This is a genomic window from Vreelandella alkaliphila, from assembly GCF_016107625.1.
Lineage (GTDB): Bacteria > Pseudomonadota > Gammaproteobacteria > Pseudomonadales > Halomonadaceae > Vreelandella > Vreelandella alkaliphila.
In genome coordinates this window covers 14,732-35,477 of sequence record NZ_JABASV010000002.1, presented here as the reverse complement: position 1 = coordinate 35,477, position 20,746 = coordinate 14,732, and the positions used below count along the sequence as shown (strand labels likewise).

General features: G+C 51.1%; 19 protein-coding genes and 1 other RNA gene. 9 read left to right on the top strand and 11 right to left on the bottom strand.

From position 1 onward, the window contains the following. Positions 1 to 106 precede the first annotated feature (106 nt). The 4 genes from gmhB to glyQ all read right to left on the bottom strand — a co-directional run bounded on the left by gmhB (position 107) and on the right by glyQ (position 4,759). Entirely contained in the window at positions 107 to 685 is a 579-nt protein-coding gene (gmhB, locus tag JFC11_RS03325) for a D-glycero-beta-D-manno-heptose 1,7-bisphosphate 7-phosphatase (RefSeq protein WP_038479948.1), read from the bottom strand. Positions 686 to 694: 9 nt separating this feature from the next. Continuing rightward, positions 695 to 1,492: a BUD32 family EKC/KEOPS complex subunit gene (locus JFC11_RS03320; protein WP_038479951.1), complete on the bottom strand. Its 798-nt coding sequence runs from the start codon at positions 1,490 to 1,492 to the stop codon at positions 695 to 697. Positions 1,493 to 1,733: 241 nt separating this feature from the next. Beyond that, positions 1,734 to 3,800 (bottom strand): glycine--tRNA ligase subunit beta, encoded by a 2,067-nt coding sequence (glyS, locus tag JFC11_RS03315; protein WP_198348723.1) that lies wholly within the window; start codon positions 3,798 to 3,800, stop codon positions 1,734 to 1,736. Next, positions 3,800 to 4,759, bottom strand: a complete 960-nt coding sequence (glyQ, locus tag JFC11_RS03310) for a glycine--tRNA ligase subunit alpha (RefSeq protein WP_198348898.1) — start codon at positions 4,757 to 4,759, stop codon at positions 3,800 to 3,802. Before glyQ ends, glyS begins: the two co-directional genes overlap by 1 nt. A 110-nt stretch (positions 4,760 to 4,869) precedes the next feature. Between glyQ and rfaD the strand changes: the two genes are divergently transcribed. Both rfaD and waaF read left to right on the top strand, forming a co-directional pair. After that, on the top strand, positions 4,870 to 5,826 hold the full coding sequence (rfaD, locus tag JFC11_RS03305) for an ADP-glyceromanno-heptose 6-epimerase (RefSeq protein ID WP_089040115.1): 957 nt from the start codon (positions 4,870 to 4,872) through the stop codon (positions 5,824 to 5,826). Continuing rightward, positions 5,819 to 6,865 (top strand): lipopolysaccharide heptosyltransferase II, encoded by a 1,047-nt coding sequence (waaF, locus tag JFC11_RS03300; RefSeq protein WP_120385991.1) that lies wholly within the window; start codon positions 5,819 to 5,821, stop codon positions 6,863 to 6,865. The genes rfaD and waaF overlap by 8 nt, the downstream gene beginning before the upstream one ends. Here waaF and JFC11_RS03295 read toward each other — a convergent pair. Both JFC11_RS03295 and JFC11_RS03290 read right to left on the bottom strand, forming a co-directional pair. After that, on the bottom strand, positions 6,855 to 8,507 hold the full coding sequence (locus JFC11_RS03295) for a sulfatase-like hydrolase/transferase (protein ID WP_198348722.1): 1,653 nt from the start codon (positions 8,505 to 8,507) through the stop codon (positions 6,855 to 6,857). The genes waaF and JFC11_RS03295 overlap by 11 nt on opposite strands. Positions 8,508 to 8,642: 135 nt before the next feature. Further along, positions 8,643 to 9,395 carry a glycosyltransferase family 2 protein gene (locus tag JFC11_RS03290; protein ID WP_038479964.1) on the bottom strand — a complete coding sequence of 251 codons (753 nt, stop codon included), beginning with the start codon at positions 9,393 to 9,395 and terminating at the stop codon, positions 8,643 to 8,645. A 77-nt stretch (positions 9,396 to 9,472) separates the two neighbouring features. Between JFC11_RS03290 and JFC11_RS03285 the strand changes: the two genes are divergently transcribed. After that, positions 9,473 to 10,504: a glycosyltransferase family 4 protein gene (locus JFC11_RS03285; RefSeq protein ID WP_198348721.1), complete on the top strand. Its 1,032-nt coding sequence runs from the start codon at positions 9,473 to 9,475 to the stop codon at positions 10,502 to 10,504. After that, entirely contained in the window at positions 10,501 to 11,415 is a 915-nt protein-coding gene (locus tag JFC11_RS03280; protein ID WP_198348720.1) for a glycosyltransferase family 9 protein, read from the top strand. Before JFC11_RS03285 ends, JFC11_RS03280 begins: the two co-directional genes overlap by 4 nt. 3 nt (positions 11,416 to 11,418) lie before the next feature. Here JFC11_RS03280 and JFC11_RS03275 read toward each other — a convergent pair whose 3' ends face one another. Next, a complete protein-coding gene (locus JFC11_RS03275; RefSeq protein ID WP_198348719.1) occupies positions 11,419 to 12,186 on the bottom strand; it encodes a 3-deoxy-D-manno-octulosonic acid kinase in 768 nt (255 codons plus the stop codon). Here JFC11_RS03275 and JFC11_RS03270 point away from each other — a divergent pair. From JFC11_RS03270 to waaA, 3 genes are read left to right on the top strand one after another with little or no spacing between them, the layout of a single operon-like run. Further along, entirely contained in the window at positions 12,185 to 13,282 is a 1,098-nt protein-coding gene (locus JFC11_RS03270) for a glycosyltransferase family 9 protein (RefSeq protein WP_120385986.1), read from the top strand. The genes JFC11_RS03275 and JFC11_RS03270 overlap by 2 nt on opposite strands. Further along, on the top strand, positions 13,272 to 14,702 hold the full coding sequence (hldE, locus tag JFC11_RS03265) for a bifunctional D-glycero-beta-D-manno-heptose-7-phosphate kinase/D-glycero-beta-D-manno-heptose 1-phosphate adenylyltransferase HldE (protein WP_193059904.1): 1,431 nt from the start codon (positions 13,272 to 13,274) through the stop codon (positions 14,700 to 14,702). Before JFC11_RS03270 ends, hldE begins: the two co-directional genes overlap by 11 nt. After that, entirely contained in the window at positions 14,702 to 15,991 is a 1,290-nt protein-coding gene (gene waaA, locus JFC11_RS03260) for a lipid IV(A) 3-deoxy-D-manno-octulosonic acid transferase (protein WP_198348718.1), read from the top strand. Before hldE ends, waaA begins: the two co-directional genes overlap by 1 nt. Here waaA and rpiA read toward each other — a convergent pair. After that, positions 15,983 to 16,657, bottom strand: coding sequence for a ribose-5-phosphate isomerase RpiA (gene rpiA / locus JFC11_RS03255; protein ID WP_198348717.1), 675 nt, complete (start codon positions 16,655 to 16,657; stop codon positions 15,983 to 15,985). The genes waaA and rpiA overlap by 9 nt on opposite strands. A 160-nt stretch (positions 16,658 to 16,817) precedes the next feature. Here rpiA and ilvA point away from each other — a divergent pair, with 160 nt between their 5' ends. Beyond that, complete coding sequence (ilvA, locus tag JFC11_RS03250; protein WP_198348716.1) at positions 16,818 to 18,332, top strand: threonine ammonia-lyase, biosynthetic; 1,515 nt, start codon at positions 16,818 to 16,820, stop codon at positions 18,330 to 18,332. A 412-nt stretch (positions 18,333 to 18,744) separates the two neighbouring features. Here ilvA and JFC11_RS03245 read toward each other — a convergent pair whose 3' ends face one another. The 3 genes from JFC11_RS03245 to JFC11_RS03235 all read right to left on the bottom strand — a co-directional run bounded on the left by JFC11_RS03245 (position 18,745) and on the right by JFC11_RS03235 (position 19,954). Further along, positions 18,745 to 19,377 carry a 5-formyltetrahydrofolate cyclo-ligase gene (locus JFC11_RS03245; protein WP_193059900.1) on the bottom strand — a complete coding sequence of 211 codons (633 nt, stop codon included), beginning with the start codon at positions 19,375 to 19,377 and terminating at the stop codon, positions 18,745 to 18,747. A 34-nt stretch (positions 19,378 to 19,411) separates the two neighbouring features. Continuing rightward, positions 19,412 to 19,594, bottom strand: a non-coding RNA gene (ssrS, locus tag JFC11_RS03240) — 6S RNA. A 51-nt stretch (positions 19,595 to 19,645) separates the two neighbouring features. Further along, complete coding sequence (locus JFC11_RS03235) at positions 19,646 to 19,954, bottom strand: cell division protein ZapA (protein WP_089040104.1); 309 nt, start codon at positions 19,952 to 19,954, stop codon at positions 19,646 to 19,648. A gap of 204 nt (positions 19,955 to 20,158) precedes the next feature. On the opposite strand from JFC11_RS03235, the gene JFC11_RS03230 reads away from it, so the two are divergent. Continuing rightward, positions 20,159 to 20,737, top strand: a complete 579-nt coding sequence (locus JFC11_RS03230) for a UPF0149 family protein (RefSeq protein WP_198348715.1) — start codon at positions 20,159 to 20,161, stop codon at positions 20,735 to 20,737. Positions 20,738 to 20,746 lie beyond the last annotated feature (9 nt).

The following is a 20,746-nucleotide window of genomic DNA, read 5'->3' as shown; positions in this document are numbered from 1 at the left end:
AACTCAGTCAAATGAAAAATAAAACGCCGCGCCTAATTAAATGGGAGCGGCGTTTTTTTGCGTGTCTAGAGTAGAGAGAGGAAGGGGACGGAAGAAAGAAACCCCATTACTGCTGTTGGCATAGCCAATCTGCAAATGCAGCTAGATCTGGATAAACAAGCGTATTTTCAAGATTAGTATGACTGGCTAGCGTTTTCTCTCCTTTACCTGTTCTGACCAACACTGGACGACATCCTACTGATTCACCCGCTTTGAGATCTCGTAGGCTGTCACCGACCATCCAACTGCCGGTGAGGCTATCCATTCCTAATTGCTGCTGAATTTGCAAAAGTAATCCTGGCAAGGGTTTTCGACAAGCGCATTGATCATCGGGGCCGTGAGGGCAGTAAGCAATATGGGCAATACGTCCACCTTTCGCTTCAACCAGTGCTATTAAGCGATCATGCATTGAATGGAGCGTTGCCTCATCGTAATAGCCCCGTGCAATACCCGACTGATTGGTAGCTATTGCCACGGTATATCCTGCCTTGTTTAGTTGTGCAATAGCATCGATCGCTGAAGGGTAGGGGACCCACTCTTCTAGTGATTTAATATAAGCATCAGAATCGTGATTGATAACACCGTCACGATCAAGAATGACTAGGCAGGCTGCAGGGAGCCTTGATGAGTCTGAAGTAATGGACATAGCGTCCTTCTATTGGCTACGTAGCTGTTGGTCAAGAATGGACAGTGCATTAAGGGTGACTGCAATTTTCTTTCCATCACTACCTAAACGATGAAAGGGGATACGACCTAAGCGCTTAAAACGTGAGAGCGTGCTAATGAAGCGTTCTTGAACCTTTGGTTGCGACTGTCTCAATCCGTCAAGTAGGGCTGGCGTTAAACGCTCAATATGAGGGGCATGAGTGCTTAGTTTGCCATAGAGAGAGAAGATAAAGCAGTGCCAATCGCGGACCATGCAGTTTGTTAGCTCATGATAGGTGCCCGGATCGGTCTCAAAATCGATAAAGACAATACCCTCTTTACTGACCAATATATTTCGGGCAAAGGCTTCGCTTAAGTAACACTGTTTTGCGTGAACATCATTCAGCGCCTGAGTGCTCATCTGAAGGTAGTGATCAATTTCATTGACACTTTCGGCAGTCAGTAATTTATCTAGCAGCGTTTGAGAAGGCTCTTCTGTGTCACTTACATCAGCAAGAAGTAGTGCTTGGGGGGTTTCAGCTAATATAGTCGGGACTGCTATTCCTGCCTTTGAGAGAGATTTAATTCGAGCGGCTTCTAAGGCAACGCTTTGTTCACCCCCTAAGTTAGGGACTGGTTTAAGTGCTTCGATACTTAGCCACTTAGCTAATAGGGTAAGCGGCAGATAGGCAAGACGTGAATTTCTTTTCGTCGCCTTTTTTAGCCATACTCTTTGTGTGTTAAGCGTATAAGGCGCAATGTTAGTCTGTTGCTGAGGGAGAGTATCAAGCAAAAATAAGTCATACATAGGCCGTTTCCATGGCGATAAAAGCAAGTTATGACCATCGACCTTTTACAAGGAAATGGCGCTGTGATTACGCTTCTAATTTTACCTTGGTGTTTCACGTGAAACAATTAGTCGGCATAACTCCGAGTTTAGTCTGGAGAAAAGAGGTAATACAAATTTGAAAAGCAAAAAAGCCCGGCTTTCGAGCAGCCGGGCTTTCTGTTGCGATTTGAGCTGAGTGAACCGATAGCGGCACAGTGTCTTATTGTGGCAGCTGGGAAATATCCGCCACTTCAAGGAACAGAGCTTGCAGACTGGCAAGCAGTGCCAAGCGGTTATGGCGGACAGCGTCGTCATCGGCCATGACCATTACCTGATCGAAGAAAGCATCGACAGGTTCACGTAGTGTTGCCAGCGCATCTAGTGCCTGCTGGTAGTCGCCGGATGAAAATAACGGGGCTACTTGCTGCTGACTGGCTGTTACTGCATTGAACAGCGTCTTCTCAGCCTCTTCCTGAAGTAGGCTCTGATCAACCTGGGTACTACCGTTGTGTTCCTGCTTGCTAAGGATATTAGAAACCCGCTTGTTCGCGGCAGCCAAAGCAGCGGCTTCTTCCCGCTGTGCAAAGGCCTTAACGGCACGCAAGCGGCGAGCAAAATCCAGCGGTTTAGTTACTGGGCGAGCGCGTACCGCCAAGTACATTTCAGCACTAATACCTTCTTCTTGGCCCCAGGCGCGGAAGCGGTCCAGCATGTAGGTCAATACATCTTCCACCAAGCCTTCAGCCTTAGGCAGGCCTTGGTGCTGTTCTGCGGCTACGCTGAGTAGCTCGCGAAGATCTAAATTAAGCTGACCTTTGACCAGGATGTTAAGCACACCTATAGAGGCACGGCGTAGGGCAAACGGATCCTTTGCGCCGGTTGGGCGCTGGCCAATACCAAAGATGCCAACCAGGGTATCTAGCCGGTCAGCCAATGCTAGCGCTTGGCCTGCAAGGCTTTGTGGAATGTCGTCACTGGCAAAGCGGGGCAGATACTGCTCTTCTAATGCCTGAGCAACCTCAGCTGGCTCACCATCCTGTTCGGCATAATAGCGGCCCATAATGCCCTGAAGTTCTGGGAACTCGAGCACCATCTCGGTGACCAAATCGCACTTGGCCAGTGCCACTGCGCGCTGGGCGTGGCTCACATCTGCATTAATGTGCTCGGCAATATACGTTGCTATCGCTGTGCTACGACGTGCTTTGTCAGCCAAGGTGCCTAACTGTTGTTGGAATACCACGCTTTCCAACTGAGGAATACGTGAGGCGAGAGTACGCTTCCGGTCAGTTTCGTAGAAGAAGGCCGCATCGGCCAGGCGTGGGCGAATGACCTTTTCATTGCCGGAAATCACCTGTTGCGGATCAGCGCTGTCGATGTTCGAAATAGTAATGAACAGCGGTTTCAGCTTGCCTTGGTCATCCAGCAGGTGGAAGTACTTTTGGTTAGCCTTCATGGACGAGATTAAGCACTCGGCGGGCACTTCCAGAAAGCGTTCATCGAAGCTGCCGGTTAATGCGACTGGCCATTCGACCAGGCCGCTGACTTCTACCAACAACTCTTCGTCGATAACGGCATTGGCTTCTTGAACCTCTGCTTCAGCTAATACCTGCTCACGGATGCGTTCGCGGCGCCGCTGGCGATCGGCTAGGACGTAGGCATTTTCCAGTGCGGCTAGGTAGTCATCGGCATGTTCAAGCTGTATGGCATCTGGCGCATGGAAGCGGTGGCCAAAGGTGGTACGGCTGGCCTGAAGGCCAAGCGCTTCTGCGGCAATGACGTCGCTGCCATACAGGGCAACTAGCCAGTGAACTGGGCGGGAGAACTCAACGCGTGACGAACCCCAGCGCATATTCTTAGGTACCGGTAGCGATTGTAGCGTTTTGCGAACCATCTCTGGCAGCAGCGCCTGTACCGTCTCGCCTTGCTGCTGTTCGCGGAAACCAAGCCAAGTACCTTTATCGGTTTCTAAGTGAATCAGCTCATCAACGCTGACGCCGCAAGAACGCGCGAAACCTTCGGCTGCTTTGGTGGGCACGCCGTCCTTGAATGCAGCGGCTAGGGCAGGGCCACGACGCTCAACCTCACGGTCAGGCTGCTTGTCTGCAAGCCCGCTAACCTGTACTGCTAAACGGCGCGGGGTCGCGTAAGCAGCGATGCTTTGGAAGGAAATCTCGGCTTCTTGCAGGCCTTTTTCGATGCCTGCAGCAAATGCATCGGAAAGTGTATCTAGCGCAGCGGGGGGAAGCTCTTCGGCACCTAGTTCTAATAGAAGCGTATCAACAGCCATTATGCGTCTCCCTGGTCGGCTAGTAGTTCGCGGCGTAGGGCTTCGGGCGCCATTGGGAATCCTTCTGCTTTACGAGACTCAAAATAGGCAGTGGCGACATCCCGTGCCATGGTGCGAACGCGCAGAATAAAGCGCTGCCGTTCGGTCACGGAAATCGCATGACGAGCATCTAACAGGTTAAACGTATGGGACGCTTTCAGAACTTGCTCATAGGCAGGCAGCGGCAGGTTGGCTATCAGAAGCTTACTGCACTCTTTTTCCTGGTGGTCAAAGGCGGCAAATAGCTGATCAACGTCAGCATGCTCAAAATTATACGCCGACTGCTCACGTTCATTCTGAAGATAAACATCGCCGTAGCTGACCTTGCTGCCGTCGGGGGCAATGGCCCATACCAAGTCATATACGCTATCGACGTTTTGCAGGTACATGGCGATACGCTCAAGCCCGTAGGTGAGCTCACCAGTAACGGGGTAGCATTCAATGCCGCCTGCCTGCTGGAAATAAGTAAACTGAGTGACTTCCATACCGTTGAGCCACACTTCCCAACCTAGGCCCCAGGCACCTAGGGTAGGGGATTCCCAGTTATCTTCCACGAAGCGTATGTCATGGACGAGAGGATCGAGCCCCAGGCGCTTTAAAGAGCCTAAATAGAGATCCTGAAGATTGCTGGGCGATGGCTTCATTACCACCTGAAACTGGTAATAGTGCTGTAGGCGGTTGGGGTTTTCACCGTAGCGGCCGTCTGTTGGACGGCGGGAAGGCTGCACATAGGCCGCGTTCCAGGTTTCTGGACCAATTGCCCGTAGGAAGGTGGCAGGGTGGAAGGTGCCCGCGCCGACTTCCATATCGAGAGGTTGGAGAATGACACAGCCCTGTTCTGCCCAGTATTGTTGCAGAGCAAGGATCAAGCCTTGAAAGGTCGACACATCGGGTGTCGATTGGTTTGTCGAGACACTCATCGCGGAAAGCACCGTTGGCCATGAATTCATAGGCCGTCAAGTATACAATCACAGAGAGATGGGTTATAGGCACGTTAGCCAACAGAGCTGTTTTTGGTGAGGAGAACGAGATGATCGTTGTAACAGGCGGGGCTGGTTTTATCGGTGCCAATATTGTCAAAGCGCTGAACGCTCGTGGCCGCGATGATGTGATGGTGGTTGATGACCTGCGTGACGGCACTAAGTTCGTCAATTTAGCTGACTGCACGTTGGCCGATTATCTGGATAAAGATGATTTTCTAGCGCGGATTAAGGCGGCATTGCGAGGTGAGTCAGTCGATTTGCCGACCATTGATGCTATTTTCCATGAGGGTGCGTGCTCCGATACGACGGAGTGGGATGGGCACTACATGATGGAGAATAACTTCGAGTACTCAAAAGTGCTGCTTAACTACTGTGAAGCGTTAGGCATTCCATTTCTATATGCTTCATCGGCGGCTACTTACGGCGGTAGTGAGGTGTTTAAAGAGGCGCCTGAGCACGAAAAACCGCTCAACGTCTATGGCTACTCTAAGCTGCTGTTTGATCAGCACGTGCGCTCTCGCTGGGATGAGTTGACGACACAAGTGGTTGGCTTTCGCTATTTCAATGTTTATGGCCCCCGTGAACAGCATAAGGGCAAGATGGCGAGTGTCGCCTACCATAACCATTTACAAATTCGCAATGGGGAAACGTTAAAGCTGTTTGGGGCTTACGGCGGTTATGAGGCGGGAATGCAGAGTCGCGACTTTGTTTTCGTTGGCGATGTGGTGGCTGTCAACCTGTGGTTTTTAGATAACCCTCATGCGTCCGGTATTTTTAATTTGGGCACTGGGCGAGCCGAGCCTTTCAAAGCTATTGGCGAGGCTGTAATCGATTTTTATGGTCAGGGTGAAATTGACTACATACCTTTCCCTGAAGAACTAAAAGGCCGCTATCAAAGTTACACGCGTGCAGATATCAGCAATCTGCGTGCCTCTGGTTGCGATGTTGAGTTCAAAACCGTTGCCCAGGGTGTGAAAGCCTACTTGGAGTGGCTAAATGGCTAATTCTGCCAAGCGCATATTGGTGGTCGGCCCTTCGTGGGTCGGCGATATGGTGATGGCGCAAAGCCTGTTTATGACCTTGAAAGACCGTAACCCAGGGGCAACCCTGGGGGTGGTCGCTCCGGCATGGTCACAGCCTATTTTGGAGCGTATGCCTGAGGTAGACGAGGTGCTTCCATTGGCAGTAGGGCATGGTGAATTTGGCCTAGCCAGCCGCCGTGAGCTGGCTGCCCGTTTACGAGGACGCTTTGATCGTGCCATTGTTCTGCCACGCTCTTGGAAAGCGGCGCTGGTGCCCTTTATGGCACGTATTCCCGAGCGCATCGGTTTTTTGGGTGAACACCGTTACGGCTTATTGAAAGAGCGCCGCAAGTTGGATAAGCAGGTGTTGGATCAAACGGTTAAGCGGTTTGTTTCTCTGGGCCTGCCGCTGGAAGAAGCCATACAAGGCGAATTTGAGATTCCGACACCGCGTTTAACGATTGATCGAAATAACTTGGTCAATTTACGTCTTACTCATGCGCTATCGTCGCGTCCAGCCATCGGTATGATGCCCGGAGCGGAGTACGGGCCCGCTAAGCAGTGGCCGTTAGGCTATTTCCATGCGTTAGCGGTGCGACTGGTTAAGGATGGATTTGAGGTGCGTGTGTTTGGCGGGCCGAAAGATCATGCCGCCGGAGATAGCATTGTGAAAGGGTTGCCCCATGCGCATAACTTATGCGGCAAAACCCAATTGGCGGATGCGGTAGATCTATTGGCAGACTGCCGTCAGGTGGTCACCAACGATTCAGGCTTAATGCACGTTGCCGCCGCGGTAGGCGTGCGCATTCACGCTCTGTACGGCTCTTCATCTCCTGCTTACACCCCCCCCTTAACCGATAATGCTGTCATTCACTATCTGGCGCTTTCCTGCTCACCTTGCTTTAAGCGTACCTGCCCGCTGGGGCATACCAACTGTCTGAATGATTTAGGCGTGGAGCAAGTGTACCGAGCGATGAGTGTCGATAGTCAGCGCGCTAATGGCGCTAACGTTAGCGCATAATCTCGACTTCATCAGCCTGATCAGCAGGCGTTTCTATGACTTGTTGGTCGGCGCTTGCTTGAGGTTCGCGCCGTTGAGGGGTTAGTCCTTCCCAAAGACGGTGCTGTAAGGCGGTCTCTTCCCGGAGTCGCTCGTTAAGCACCTCAAGCCCATGCGTTTCAACCAGCGTTGGTTGACTACTAAGTAGAGATGCTCCAAGCCCTGCACGGTTACCGCTCAGGGGGAGATCCATAGCATCCAAAATAGTCGGAAATACGTCTAACATTGTCGCTCCCCGACGTACCGTCAACGGTGTGATGTCTGTGCCCAGCATGATCAGCGTATTGTCTCGATCTAATGTTGTCAGCTGATCCCAAACGGATACTCGCATCGTAAGGTGGTCGCTGAGCACGACAACCAATGTATTTTCGAGCAGGCCTTCTTGTTCAAGACGCTCAATAAGGTCACGCGCCTGACTTGCTGAACATTTCACCGAATATAAGATATCTTGGCCATCGAATTCACCCTGACGGTCTAGGCATGTCTGGGAGGGAAAACCGTTAGGGGCGTGACCAGCAATGCTTAGATTAACCACTGCCCATGGGCCGTCATCTTCTTCACTCAAACGACGAATCTCATCCACAGTAAAATCGTAAAGTGTGTCATCGTATAGACCCCAGCTATTTATGTATTCTGGGTCATTGAGTTGCGCTGAAAGCTCTTCCTTTCCCTTTACCGTATTAAACTGATGGCCGCGATAGAAAAGTCCTTTACCGGCAAACTGAGCACTAGCTCCACCCAAGTAGCTAAGCCGATAGCCTTGAGCCGCTAACACATCACCCAGGCAATCGACGCCGGGAACTACTTTGGAAATCGGCTCGAACTGACTGTCGTGCAAAAGTCCCGCAGGCATCAGCGGCACGCCACACTGGCTAGCAATCATGCCTGCCATGGTCCAGCCGGTGTTTTCCATTTGCTGGATACCTTCAAAGACCAGCCCGCGTTCGCCTAACGCGGTTAAGTCAGCGTAAGCATCACCAAATAGTTCATTGCTATACGTACGCTCAATGCTTTCCAGATACATGACCAGAAGGTTAGGCGCATTGGTTTGATCTTCCGTGGGCGGCGGCACGTAACGGCGATCTAGCCAAGCACCATCGTCCGTTACAATGGCTGCGCTGCGCTGCCCTAAACCGTAGAGCATTGGATTTGCTGCTAATAAGAGAAGTGCAACGAAGCGTTCAGTTAGCCGCCATCGCTGATCATGCCGCGTGATCCAGGTAACGGATGCCAGCACTGCGATTACGCTCATTGTGTAAATAACGGCAGTGATCATTTTTCCAGCACCGCCATGTTCGGCCATGCCCGCTTGAAGATGGAAAAATACCGCACCTAAATCAACATTGCCAAAGCTGTCAGCCAAGTAGATATAAATGCCTAGCAAGCTGAGCGGCACCAGCGACCAAGGCCACACCGGGCGGTAGCGGGCGTTTAGCGGTGCTCCCCAGCGTAACTTGATGCCGAAGCCTACCCACACGGCGGCTGTGAAAAATAGTGTCCACCAAGGTAGCCGAGTAAGCACGGTGAGGGCATAGCCAAGACAGATGCCGATCACGAGCAGTGGCAACCATGGAGTAAGTTTGAGTGACCTTAGTGCTGGCATGCGTCTCCCGAAACGAGTGTTGATAGAGTAAAGAAATACGGACGCATATTGATCACAGGATCAGGTGAGAGACTGCCCGGTAGTAGAGATATCTTTAGTGATATCAACACGTCGTGATAGAAAATTTACAACGTATTATAGGCGGTTATTAACATTATTTTTGGCATATTTCCAAAAAACACCGTTTGCATTAGCCACAGATATAGTGAGCCCTCGCCAGCCATCCAGTATGCCGAGGCGAAAAAAATAAGTGCGTATAAATGCAAAAAGTGCCTTGAGAAATATGAGTGAAAAAGGGTGGTGCTTGAGTTTTTTTGATGATGCGCGAAGATCTGAATAGCGATTTATTTTATCAAGGAACTGGGAGAGATCGTTAATGGCAAGGTGTTCAATTTTTCCATTAAGCGGAGAAACTTCTGTATTTTTTTCTAAGTTTACTGACTCATGAACAGCGGCATCATTAAAATTACACGTGTTACGATTAAACAGTCGAACTAACCAGTCATTTCCCCAGCCAGAGTGATGAACGGGTTTACCCAGCATCCAGTTTTCGCGCAATATTTTACCAGCCTGTTGAGGTGTTGCAGTGGCGACCCAGTCATTAATCGCAGCGTTGAGCTCTTTTGTCGGCGCTTCATCAGCATCTATTGATAAGATCCAGTCATATTTTGCTAACGACACGGCAGCACGTTTGGTAGGGCCAAAGCCTAAAAATTCACCATGGTGTAATGTTGTATTGGAGTAGGCTTGTACAATGCTACATGTTTCGTCTGTGGAGCCGTTGTCATATACCACGACATCGTCATAGCACGTCAAGGCGTCTAGTGTTCGGCTAAGTGTCGCGGCCGCATTGCGAGTAATGATAACGACGCTCACATCCATAGACATTTATTCAAACCCTGCTCTGGTGGTTGGTAGATACAGTACTATACCAGGGTGATGGCAACGATTTGTATGAGGGCAATTTGCATATTATTCACGTTAACCTTGCCAAAGGTTTTCGCGGTGGAGAACGCCAGACAGCGCTGCTAATTCAAGCCTTGCAACGGCATGTAGATCAGCAAACGCTGGTATGCAGGAAAGATTCTCCATTGCGTAATGAGCTTCAATGCATTGAGAACTTAAGATTCGTGGATGCTAACCAGCAGATGGCTGGGCATAGGCAAGCTGGCCGTGCATCGCTAGTGCATGCTCATGAAGCTAAAGCGGTACACTGGGCGTGGTTGCATAAGCGTATATACGGTACGCCCTATGTGGTGACTCGCCGAGTGGATACACCCATTAAAGATAAATGGGTGAATCGACTGTTCTATCGTAATGCAGATCGTTGTGTCGCTATTTCATCGATTATTCGGCAACAGCTATCACACTGGAATAAGAATGAAGTATTGACGATTCCTAGTGCGATGACGGGATTTACCGCGGATGCCCAAGTTGCTGCTCGCTTTCGTGCCAGCTATCCAGGCCGCTTTATTGTCGGCCATATAGGTGCATTAGTTGATCGTCACAAAGGTCAGCGGGTACTACTTGAAGCTGCAGAACGATTACAGCATAGCTATCCCGAAGTGCTGTGCGTTTTTTTTGGCCGAGGTGAAGACGAGGAAGAGCTTCGCTTGGAAAGCAGTCACTTAAAAAATGTTGTATGGGCTGGCTTTAAGCCTAATATTGGTGATTTTATTCCAGCGCTGGATCTGTTTGTTTTTCCGTCTCGCAACGAAGGTCTAGGCTCAGTTCTTTTAGATGTTATGGATGCAAACGTGCCTATTGTTGCTAGTAATGTTGGCGGCATTCCTGATTTAATTAAGCATGGTGAAACAGGTTTTCTAGTAACACCAGGAAGTAGTGAAGAAGTCGAGAGTTGGATAATAAAGCTAGCAAAAAATAAACAGATGAGAGAGTCTGCTGTTGAGAATGCACGTCTTCTTTTAGAGCTTTATAGTAAAGAAAAAATGGCTGAAAGTTATCTCGATGTCTATAAGGGAATTGTTTTTAAATGAACGACTTTTTAAAAGTTAAATGCATCGCTATATTTTTACATAATAGGCCTTTTTTTGGTGCATATGTAGTTCATATTCCTTTTTTAGTCGCGGTTAAGGAAAGGTATCCAAATGCTACATTGGTGGGTATCTCTAAAAGTTCAGGGGCAGATTTCCTAGTTGAAGCAGGTTTTTTAAACGAGCTTGAAGTGATTGACGGCTTTAGCACCACCAGCTTAAGTAGGGAATATAATTTCGATATTGGTTTTAACTTGCGTCCCTCTAGTATTGGGACTTCACTTCAAATGTTGAAGCTGCGAATTCCTTATAGAATAGGATTTAAAAAATTTGGAGCGTTTTATACACACTCGGTACCTCTTGATGTAACTACCTACAGAGCAGACCTTTTCTTGTCCCTTCTAGGGATATCATCAACATTAGATATTACTCCCTGTTTGAAAAAACAGATTGAATCTGATGAAGTATTAAACAATAAAATTGTACTTGCTCCTGGTGCTGGGGGCGAAGAAAAAAAATGGTCGCTTGCTAATTATATTCAGCTAGCAAGAAAGATTTCTGAGTTAAGATCAGAGACGATTGTTTTTCTCACAGGACCTAAAGAAGAAGAGGAAAAGAACATCCTTGAGCAAGAAGGGTTTTCTGTTATTCATAGTCCTGATGTAACTACTCTTTTTAGATTGGTAAATGGTTGCAAACTATTTGTTAGCAACGATTGTGGCCCATCGCATGTCGCCCATATAATGGGAGTTAATCAAGTTGTTGTTTTTAAAAAATATTTACCTGAATGGTTTCTTGAAAGGGATAACAGCGGTTATATTTCATCACAAACAGACCTTTCATCAATTACTCCTGATGAACTAATAAACTGCGTATCGAAAATCCTCGCGTGTGATGTTGGCGCTGAAAAATAAAGGTTAACGGTTATAACCTTTTAATATGGTGGGCAGCACACTATGGCAATGGAATTTTTTTAGCGACCTTGCTAGGCGGTTTATATTGTGTTCCTGCCACTTACCTGGTGGCCGTTGGCGGCAGCGGTCCAGATCAATCAGCCAGGGTTCACCATGGGGGGCGATCAAGATATTGCGCGCATTTAGATCAACATGATCAAGGCCTGCTTGATGGAAGCGCTTGATCATTGCGCCAACGCGCTGAAGTAACGCCTCATCTGCTTCCCCTGCCGCCAATAAGCTAGCCAGCGCCTGAGCGCCTGGAATCCTAACGGTGATGAGCGCCGCTTCATACGTAGGGCCGTAACGCATAACACAGCAGGCAACGGGGCGTGGCACTGGCAGTCCCTGGTCATACAGCGCAGCGTTTAAGCGCAGCTCGTGAAACGCACGGGTGCGCTCTTCACCCAGCCACAAGTAGCGTTTCTCGCTTAGCTTGGCGATCAATCCACCGCGGCGATAAGGACGCAATACCCACTGCTCTGAATCACTGGCCTTTAAGAAGAAACTGCTACCCCTTCCTGGTGCTTCCCCGACGATTAAATTACGCTCACGCCAATAGGCCTGATGGAATAGATCAGGATGAAGTGGGTGTGACTGCCCTTGAGACCGTTGTTGCGATCGTTGTTGAGATCCATGTTGCGACAGTTGGTGTGACGTGGCAGCGTCACTTAAACTGTCTACATCATGTAAAATCAGCCAATTTCTTTGCCGGAGTGCCGCTAAGCGCATGAAGCCCTCTCTGCCTGCTCAACCTAACCATATTGCCATTTTGCGCCTCTCCGCGTTGGGAGATGTGTGCAATCTTGTGCCCACGGTGCGTGCGTTGCAGCGCCAATGGCCGCACGCTCGCATTACCTGGATAATCGGCAAGGGGGAGCACAGTTTACTGGCGGGGCTTTCTGGGGTCGAGTTTGTTGTCTATGACAAGTCCACCGGTCTTGCGGGCATGCGTGCCCTGTGGAAAGAGCTTTCCGATACTCGCTTTGATGTACTGCTGCACATGCAGCAAGCGATACGCGCCAGCGTGCTTTCGCTTGGCCTCAAGGCCAATGTACGAGTGGGCTATGATAAGTCGCGCGCCAAAGACGCTCAGCACTGGTTTACACAGCATCAGCTTGCGCCGCATCCTAACGCCCATGTGTTGGAGTCGTTTATGGACTTCGCTCGCTTGCTCGGCGTAGAAGATGATCGATTGGAGTGGAATCTGGCCGTACCACCGCTGGCCTATGAAGAAGCCCGAGGGGTCAGTGGCGATACGCCATATCTGGTCATTAATCCTTGCAGCAACGCACGGCTGCGCAATTTCCGCAATTGGTCAGTGGAAGGCTATGCCAGCGTAATTGAACATGCTTGGGTACACCATGGTCTGAAGAGCGTGTTGACCGGTGGGGGGAGTTCATTAGAGCGAGAAATCGGCGATCAAATTGAGGCGCTATGCCAACCGGATAGCGTTATTAATGCTATCGGTGGTACATCGCTCAAAGGCGTACTGGCGTTGATTGACAATGCCCGTGCCGTCATTGCCCCCGACACGGGGCCGGCGCATATGGGGAATGCCATGGGTACGCCCACACTTGGTCTCTATGCGACCACCAATCCTCAGCGTGCCGCGCCTTATTGTTGGCGGGATTTTGCAGTCAATGCTTATCCCGAAGCGGTTCGCACGTATCTGAATAAATCCGTCGATGAGGTTAGCTGGGGACAGCGAGTACGCCATGCGGATGCCATGGATTTGATCAAAGCCGACGACGTGATTGCTAAGCTAGACGCGCTGCTGGCGTATACCGCAGTGCCGCCAACAACAGGACCTTTGGATGAGAGTTGATTTAACCGCCCTGGAACATGCCCGCGTATTGGTGGTGGGGGATGTGATGCTCGACCGCTACTGGCATGGTGGCACGTCGCGTATTTCACCCGAAGCGCCGGTGCCGGTGGTGCGTGTCGAAGATGCTGATGATCGTCCCGGGGGCGCAGCGAACGTGGCACTCAATGTGGCCTCTCTAGGCGGCCACGTCGCCCTGGCAGGTGTGGTGGGAGAGGATGAGAACGCCGAGTTGTTGACGTCGCGTTTGGCATCGTCGAATGTGAGTACTTACTTTCAGCGAAGCCCAGAGATACCAACGATTACCAAGCTGCGTGTGATGAGTCGTAATCAACAGCTACTGCGGCTGGATTTTGAGCAGCGCCTTGATGGTGTCGATACCACTGCTCTGCTGGAGCAGGTCGAAAAAGCGCTGCCTGATTGCGATGTGATGATTCTTTCTGACTACGGTAAAGGAACGCTTAACCAGGTCGAGTCGCTGATTCAGATGGCGCGTGCTTTCGGCAAGCGAGTGCTGGTCGATCCGAAAGGCCAAGATTTTAGTAAATATCGTGGGGCGAGTTTAATTACGCCTAACTTAACCGAGTTTGAAGCGGTGGTTGGTCACTGTGCCAACGACGATGTTCTTGCCCAGCGCGGAGAAGCGTTGCGCGCCGAGCTTGAGTTAGAAGCGCTGCTGATCACTCGCAGCGAAAAAGGTATGACGCTTATTCGTGAAGGCCTCGCACCGCTCCATTTACCCACCCGCGCCCAGGAAGTGTTCGACGTAACTGGTGCAGGCGATACCGTGATTGGCCTGATGGGGCTCGCGCTGGCATCAGGCCATGCATTGCCAGAAGCAATGATGCTGGCCAACTTAGGGGCGGGCTTGGTGGTGGCCAAACCGGGAACGGCGACGCTCTCGATAGCCGAGCTCTACACCGCGCTACACGGCGACAAGCTGGCTGAATTTGGGGTGATTGACCAAGTCCCGCTGGTCGACGCCGTGCGGGCTGCCCAGCTGCGTGGCGAGCGCGTGGTGATGACCAATGGCTGCTTTGATATTCTTCATGCAGGACACGTGGCCTACCTGGAACAAGCCAAACGCCTGGGGGATCGCCTCATCGTTGCGGTGAATGATGATGCCTCTATTGGCCGTTTGAAAGGCCCTAAACGGCCAATCAACCCGCTTAACCGCCGCATGCAAGTCCTGGCTGGATTAGGCGCTGTCGATTGGGTCGTGCCATTTAATGATGATACTCCCCAAGCGCTAATTGAAGCCGTTTTACCGGATATTTTGGTGAAAGGTGGCGATTACCGCCCTGAAGATATTGCAGGAGGGGAGGCCGTTATCGCCAACGGCGGCGATGTAAAAGTACTTGGCTTTGAAGATGGCGTATCGACCACCGCAATGATTAGCTCCATCCTGGATCGCGAGGGCTAATGGCGTCGCCGATTTGGCCTCGGCTTGTTTATTCAGCGGTGCTTTATATGTTGTCGCCGCTGATTGGCTGGCGCATCTGGCGTGAGCAAGTACTTACTTACTCGCGCTTGCAGCGGCTTGGTATGCGTTTGGGTAAGCTTCCTCCTGGACCGCGAATTTGGTTGCACTGTGCCTCGGTGGGGGAAGTGCGCGCTGCCCGTCCGCTAATAGAGGGTTTGCTGGCGCGTTACCCTCAGCACAGCCTGTTGTTGACCACAATGACCGCGACGGGTGCTCAGCAAGTTCTAAAACTCATCGGTGAGCAAGCCGCGCCGGATCAAGTAAGGCTTGCTCACTGCTTTCTCCCTCTGGATTTTCCGGGAGCGGCCAAGCGTTTTATTACCCGCGGGCAGCCCACTCTTGCCATTCTGTTTGAAACCGAACTGTGGCCCAACCTGCTGCACGCTTGCCACCAACAAGCAGTGCCTGTCGCGGTCGTCAACGGGCGGCTATCGCCACGAGCCTTTGCACGCTATCAGCGCTTGCGTTCGTTAATGGCGAGTGCATTAGCTAACGTCACATGGCTGGCTGCTAAATCTGCCCAAGATGCCGAGCGCTTTCAGGCACTGGGTTGCCGCGCAGCAGTAACTCATGTCGTTGGATCGTTAAAATTTGAGGTGCCTTCTCAGGAAAAGGCTCTGGAAGAGAGTGAGTACTTACTTCAAGTCTGGGGCGCGCGCCCAGTGTGGGTGGCAGGTTCCACCCGCGACGGGGAAGAAGTACTGCTCTTGGAGGCCCATCGTCAGCTATTGCAGCGCTTTCCAACAGCGTTATTGGTATTGGTGCCGCGACACCCGCAGCGTTTTGACGAAGTGGCCAGGCTGTGTTCCCAAGGCGGCTGGGCACTCAGCCGTCGCAGCCAGCAGCAGGCCGTGACGCCACAAACGCAGGTTTACCTGGGGGATACGCTAGGTGAGCTGGCAACGCTGTATGCAGCAGGGCATGTGGCCTATGTTGGCGGTAGTTTGGTACCGTTGGGTGGCCACAACGTACTGGAGCCTGCGGCGTTGGGTAAGCCAGTGCTCTGCGGCCCTTCGCTTGACAACTTTAGCGATGTGGCTGAACCGCTGTTAGCGGTAGGTGCGTTAAGCGTGGTGGAAACACCCGATGCCTTGGCCGACGCGCTGGCCGAGCGGCTGGCAACGCCATCATTTGCTCTGCAAATTGGGCAGGCTGGGCGAGAGGTAGTTGAAGCCCATAGAGGCGCATTGGCGCGCACGCTCGATGGGCTTAGTCAGTGGTTAACGTAACGCGGTTCGTTCCACGCCGTCCGTTTTACCTAACAGCAGTACATCGGCACCGCGCTGGGCGAATAAACCGTTCGTGACGACGCCTACAATGGCATTAATACGCGCTTCCATGGAGGCTGGGTCGTCGATCATAAAGTCAAAACAGTCGATAATTTGATTGCCATTATCGGTGACTACCCCTTGCCGATAGACGGGGTCAGCACCTAGCTTGACCAGCTCCCGAGCGACGTAGGAGCGTGCCATCGGAATAACTTCTACCGGTAGCGGGAAGTTGCCAAGTTGGTTCACGTATTTCGAGCCATCGGCAATGCAAATAAATCGCTTGGCGCAGGCGGCGACGATTTTTTCGCGGGTTAGGGCGGCGCCACCCCCTTTAATCATTTGTAAGTTAGCGTTTACTTCGTCTGCACCGTCGATGTAAAAAGGAACATCGCCAACATTGTTCAGCTCGAACACCTCAATACCTAGCGCCTGTAGGCGCTTAGCACTGGCTTCTGAGCTGGCAACGGCCCCTTTGAAACGATCTCTTAGCGGGCCTAAACGATCAATAAACAGGTTCGCTGTGGAACCTGTGCCAATACCTAGCACGGTATCTTTTTCGAGATGAGGCTCAATCTCTTTAACCGCAGCATCCGCTACGGCCGCTTTCAATTCATCTTGGGTCATCATATTTTCCTGCGTCAGGGTTAGGCAGTGCTCTCTAGTATAACGGCCTTAGCGCCCACTGCCGATGGAAACGCCGCTAGACGACGCTAGGCGTAATCTGCTACCAATAAAGGCTTTGCTCTCTCCCGTCAGGGTCACGTTATTTTTTTGGGATTCCCGCATGCTCGAAGCAACCGTCAAAAAGATCCTCCAAGCCCGCGTTTATGAAGCCGCTTGTGAGACCCCTATTTCACCCGCTCCCTTTTTGTCGCGTCGTTTCAATAACCAAATTTTGATTAAGCGCGAAGATCTTCAGCCAGTGTTTTCTTTCAAGATTCGTGGTGCTTACAACAAAATGGCCCAGCTAACTGAAGAGCAGAAGGCCAAGGGCGTGATTGCAGCATCGGCGGGCAATCATGCCCAGGGTTTGGCTATGGCAGCCAAGCTGATGGGGGTGAAAGCGGTTATTGTGATGCCGCGTATTACGCCCGATATTAAGGTTCAGGCAGTACGTGCCCGCGGCGCTAAGGTTATTTTGAAAGGTGATGCATTTGCTGCTGCTGCTGAGCATGCTCAAGAATTGATTAAAGAGCATGGCTATACCTATATTCCGCCGTTTGATGATATCGATGTGGTCGCAGGTCAGGGCACTATTGGTGTTGAAATTCTGCGCCAGCACAGCGGCCGCCTAGACGCTATTTTTATCCCTGTCGGTGGCGGCGGCTTAATTGCAGGCGTCGCGGCGTATGTGAAATATCTACGCCCAGATATCAAAATCATTGGCGTAGAAGCTGAAGACAGTGCCTGTTTAAAAGCCGCGCTAGAAGCCGGGGAGCGGGTCGTGCTGGATCAAGTTGGCGTGTTCGCGGAGGGTGTCGCCGTCGCGCAAATCGGTGAAGTGCCTTTTTCTTTAGTACGTGACTTAATCGACGACGTTATCACGGTGAATACCGATGAGATGTGCGCTGCGGTGAAGGATATCTTTGAAGATACTCGCGCCGTCGCAGAAACGTCTGGGGCGCTTTCGCTAGCTGGCTTGAAAAAATATGTGCAGCAAACCGGTGCTGAAGGCGAGACGTTGATATGTATTAACTCTGGCGCGAATACCAATTTTGATCGTTTGCAACATATTGCGGAACGCACCGAGCTGGGTGAGCAGCGTGAAGCGATCTTGGCGGTGACCATTGCGGAAAACCCAGGCAGTTTTAAAAAGTTTTGCCGAAAGCTGGGCAAGCGCATGGTCACCGAGTTCAGCTATCGCTATGCAGATAATAGCGAGGCTCATATCTTTGTGGGTGTTCAAGTTAAACCGGGTGGGGAAGACCGCCAGGCGGTGATTGATAAGCTTCGTGAAGCTGGCTATCAGGTTGAAGATTTGACCGACAATGAGCTGGCGAAGCTACATATTCGCCACCTTAGCGGTGGTCGGCCTAGCGAGCGCTTTGAAGAAGAGCTCTACCGCTTTGAGTTCCCGGAGCGCCCTGGTGCGCTAATGAACTTTTTAACCCAGCTACCCCATGACTGGAATATTTCACTGTTCCACTACCGAAATCATGGTGCTGCCTACGGTCGTGTATTGGTCGGTATGCAAGTGCCGAGCAGTGATCAAACCCATGTTGCAGAGTACTTAGATGCGATTGGCTACCGTTATTGGCTAGAGAGCGATAACCCAGCGTATAAGCTCTTTATGGCGTAAAGAATTGTAAGTACTCACTAACCCCGGGATGCAGAGTTGTTAAGAAGAGTGAGCTTCTGAAAACGTTTAATGGTGCGTTAAAAATAGCACTGAAAGCAGTTGTCAGTCCTCTTCTATAGCCCTATAGTCGTGGGCGAAATTAATGAGGTGTGTCATCTTTTTAGAAACACTGTTTAGATGACGCATTAAGGATATTTGGCAACCGTAAAAGACGTTGGAGATGAGGCATGCGGCGTAAAAAGCCTGATATGGTGATGGCGCTAACAGTGGTGTTTTTACTTGGAGTACTCGCCACTGGATACGCGCAAGCGCTATCGGGGAGTTAACTTACTAAGTTGATCACAGCGCTTTCAGCGTAAACGCTGCGCCAAGCTAGTCGAGGTTGATATTTAAAACGGGCTGATCTTAATGATCAGCCCGTTTTAGTTGGTCGAATAACCCTTGTGTCACTTGCTATCACGTCCAACGGAATATCCCAAGGCTCGATGGGTAGCGCATCCACCTGTTGGCAGGCGTGAGCAACGCCTATAAGTGTCGGTGCTGGCCCTTGGCGGCGCATAAAAGCGAGGCTGCGATCATAGAAACCACCTCCCATGCCCATGCGATTTGCTTGCTTATCAAATCCTACCAGCGGAACAATAAGCGTATCTAGCGCCCAAGCTGGCAGGCGATTGCGCCTATCGGCGGCAAATCGTGAGCAGGGCTCTGCGATGCCAAAACGGTTTTTAACCATGGGGGTAGATTCGCGGTAGGCAACAAACCAAAGGCGATTAGTCGAAAATGGGCGCAATACCGGTAAGTAAATACTTACTTTTCGCTGTCGAAGCCAAGGTATTAATGGTGTCGGGTCTATCTCGCCGTTAACCGGTAAATAAAGGCTAATGCGTTTCGCACGACAAATTTCAGGCAACCCTTTAAGGCGCTGGCAAAGGGCGGTAGCGGCTTGTTTTTGCTGATCTAGGGAAAGGGTGCGGCGTCTGCGTCTAAGCTCACGACGAAGCGCAATTTTATCGCCGAATGTACTGCGGGCAGCAGTATCGTTCATAACGAGCTACTCGTGACGCGCTAATCAAGACTAAGTGTTCCCCAGAATGCCGCTGTCGTTCTGGCCCTGAACCTACTGGTTCAGGTGGGTGGCCGCAGCCAAACCGTCAGGCTTTCCGACGCACGGACATGCACACGGGTTTGGCTAGCATTTGGCCCCCTGGGTACTTCGCATAGGCTCGAGGGACTATAACGACTGGCGTACACCCCAGAGAACATCTCTATCCTAACAGAGCCAGTGGTAATGCCAAAGAGCCGACAGCAGGTTCTTACGGTTCTTTTTGTTGGCGTGTATCCGCTAGTGCCCGTTCAAGGCGGTCGTTTAGGCGGTTCAGGTTTGCTTCGCTCGCGCGGTGCTCATCCATAATTTCAAGCAACTCATGGGTGATATTCAGCGCTGCCATCACTGCAACCCGCTCGCTGCCAAGGGCATTGCTTTGGGCGTGAATGCCATTCATCGCGCGATCTAAATAGCGAGCAGCACGTTCCAGCTTAGCTTCTTCGCCAGTGTCGCAAGCAATCATGTAGCTGCGACCCAGTAGGGTGATTTCTTTGGTTGGCCGCTTCGCGTTACTCATCAAAAACTCCAGCACAGGTCATTTTATTGACCAATGCGTTAACATCGCTGCATAGGAAGGATAGTTGGCGTTCACTATAAGAGAGCCGCTTATGTGGGGTCAACGCACAGGCGCGCGCGCCGTAAGATTCCTTCTGCGGTTTAACACCCTTAGAGATGTTGTTACGACGACTTCATTCCCCATTTTGTATAGCGAGCAATGCCCATGTCCCTAATCAATGAACGCCAGGATTTTTCTGACGTCGCGGATGTTTTTCTTCTGCATGGAAGTATGCAGTCGCCCGCGTTTTTGGATGGCCGCCTAAGTGGTCTGTTAGCGCTACGTGATGTGACGGCTGAAGCATGGCTAGAAGAGGTATGCCTAAGCTTAGGTGTCGAACAGCCGCGAGATCCTGCTAGCGCTGAACGCCTGCTAGGTTGGCGGCGTCAAACGCTGGAGGCATTGAGCGCCAGCGATTTGAATTACACACCGCTGCTACCCGATGAGCTTTTTTCACTCGCCGAGCAAGCCCAGGGGCTAAAAGAGTGGACGCTGGGTTTTATGGAAGTCATTGAAGACGTGGCTGATGAAGCGCTACGCGAACGTTGGTCTAAGACGCTTCAAGAAGCCATCGAGGATCTCGCAGGACTCGTACAGATCGAAACCGATATCGAGGATAGTCCTGAAAACGAAAATGATCTATTTGCGCTGACGGAACACGCGCGTATGGCGGCAATGTTGCTCTACACCGAGCAGCACCCAGGAATGCCCCAGGTTGAGCAGATCGACGCCCCCGTTCATTAATACAGGAGT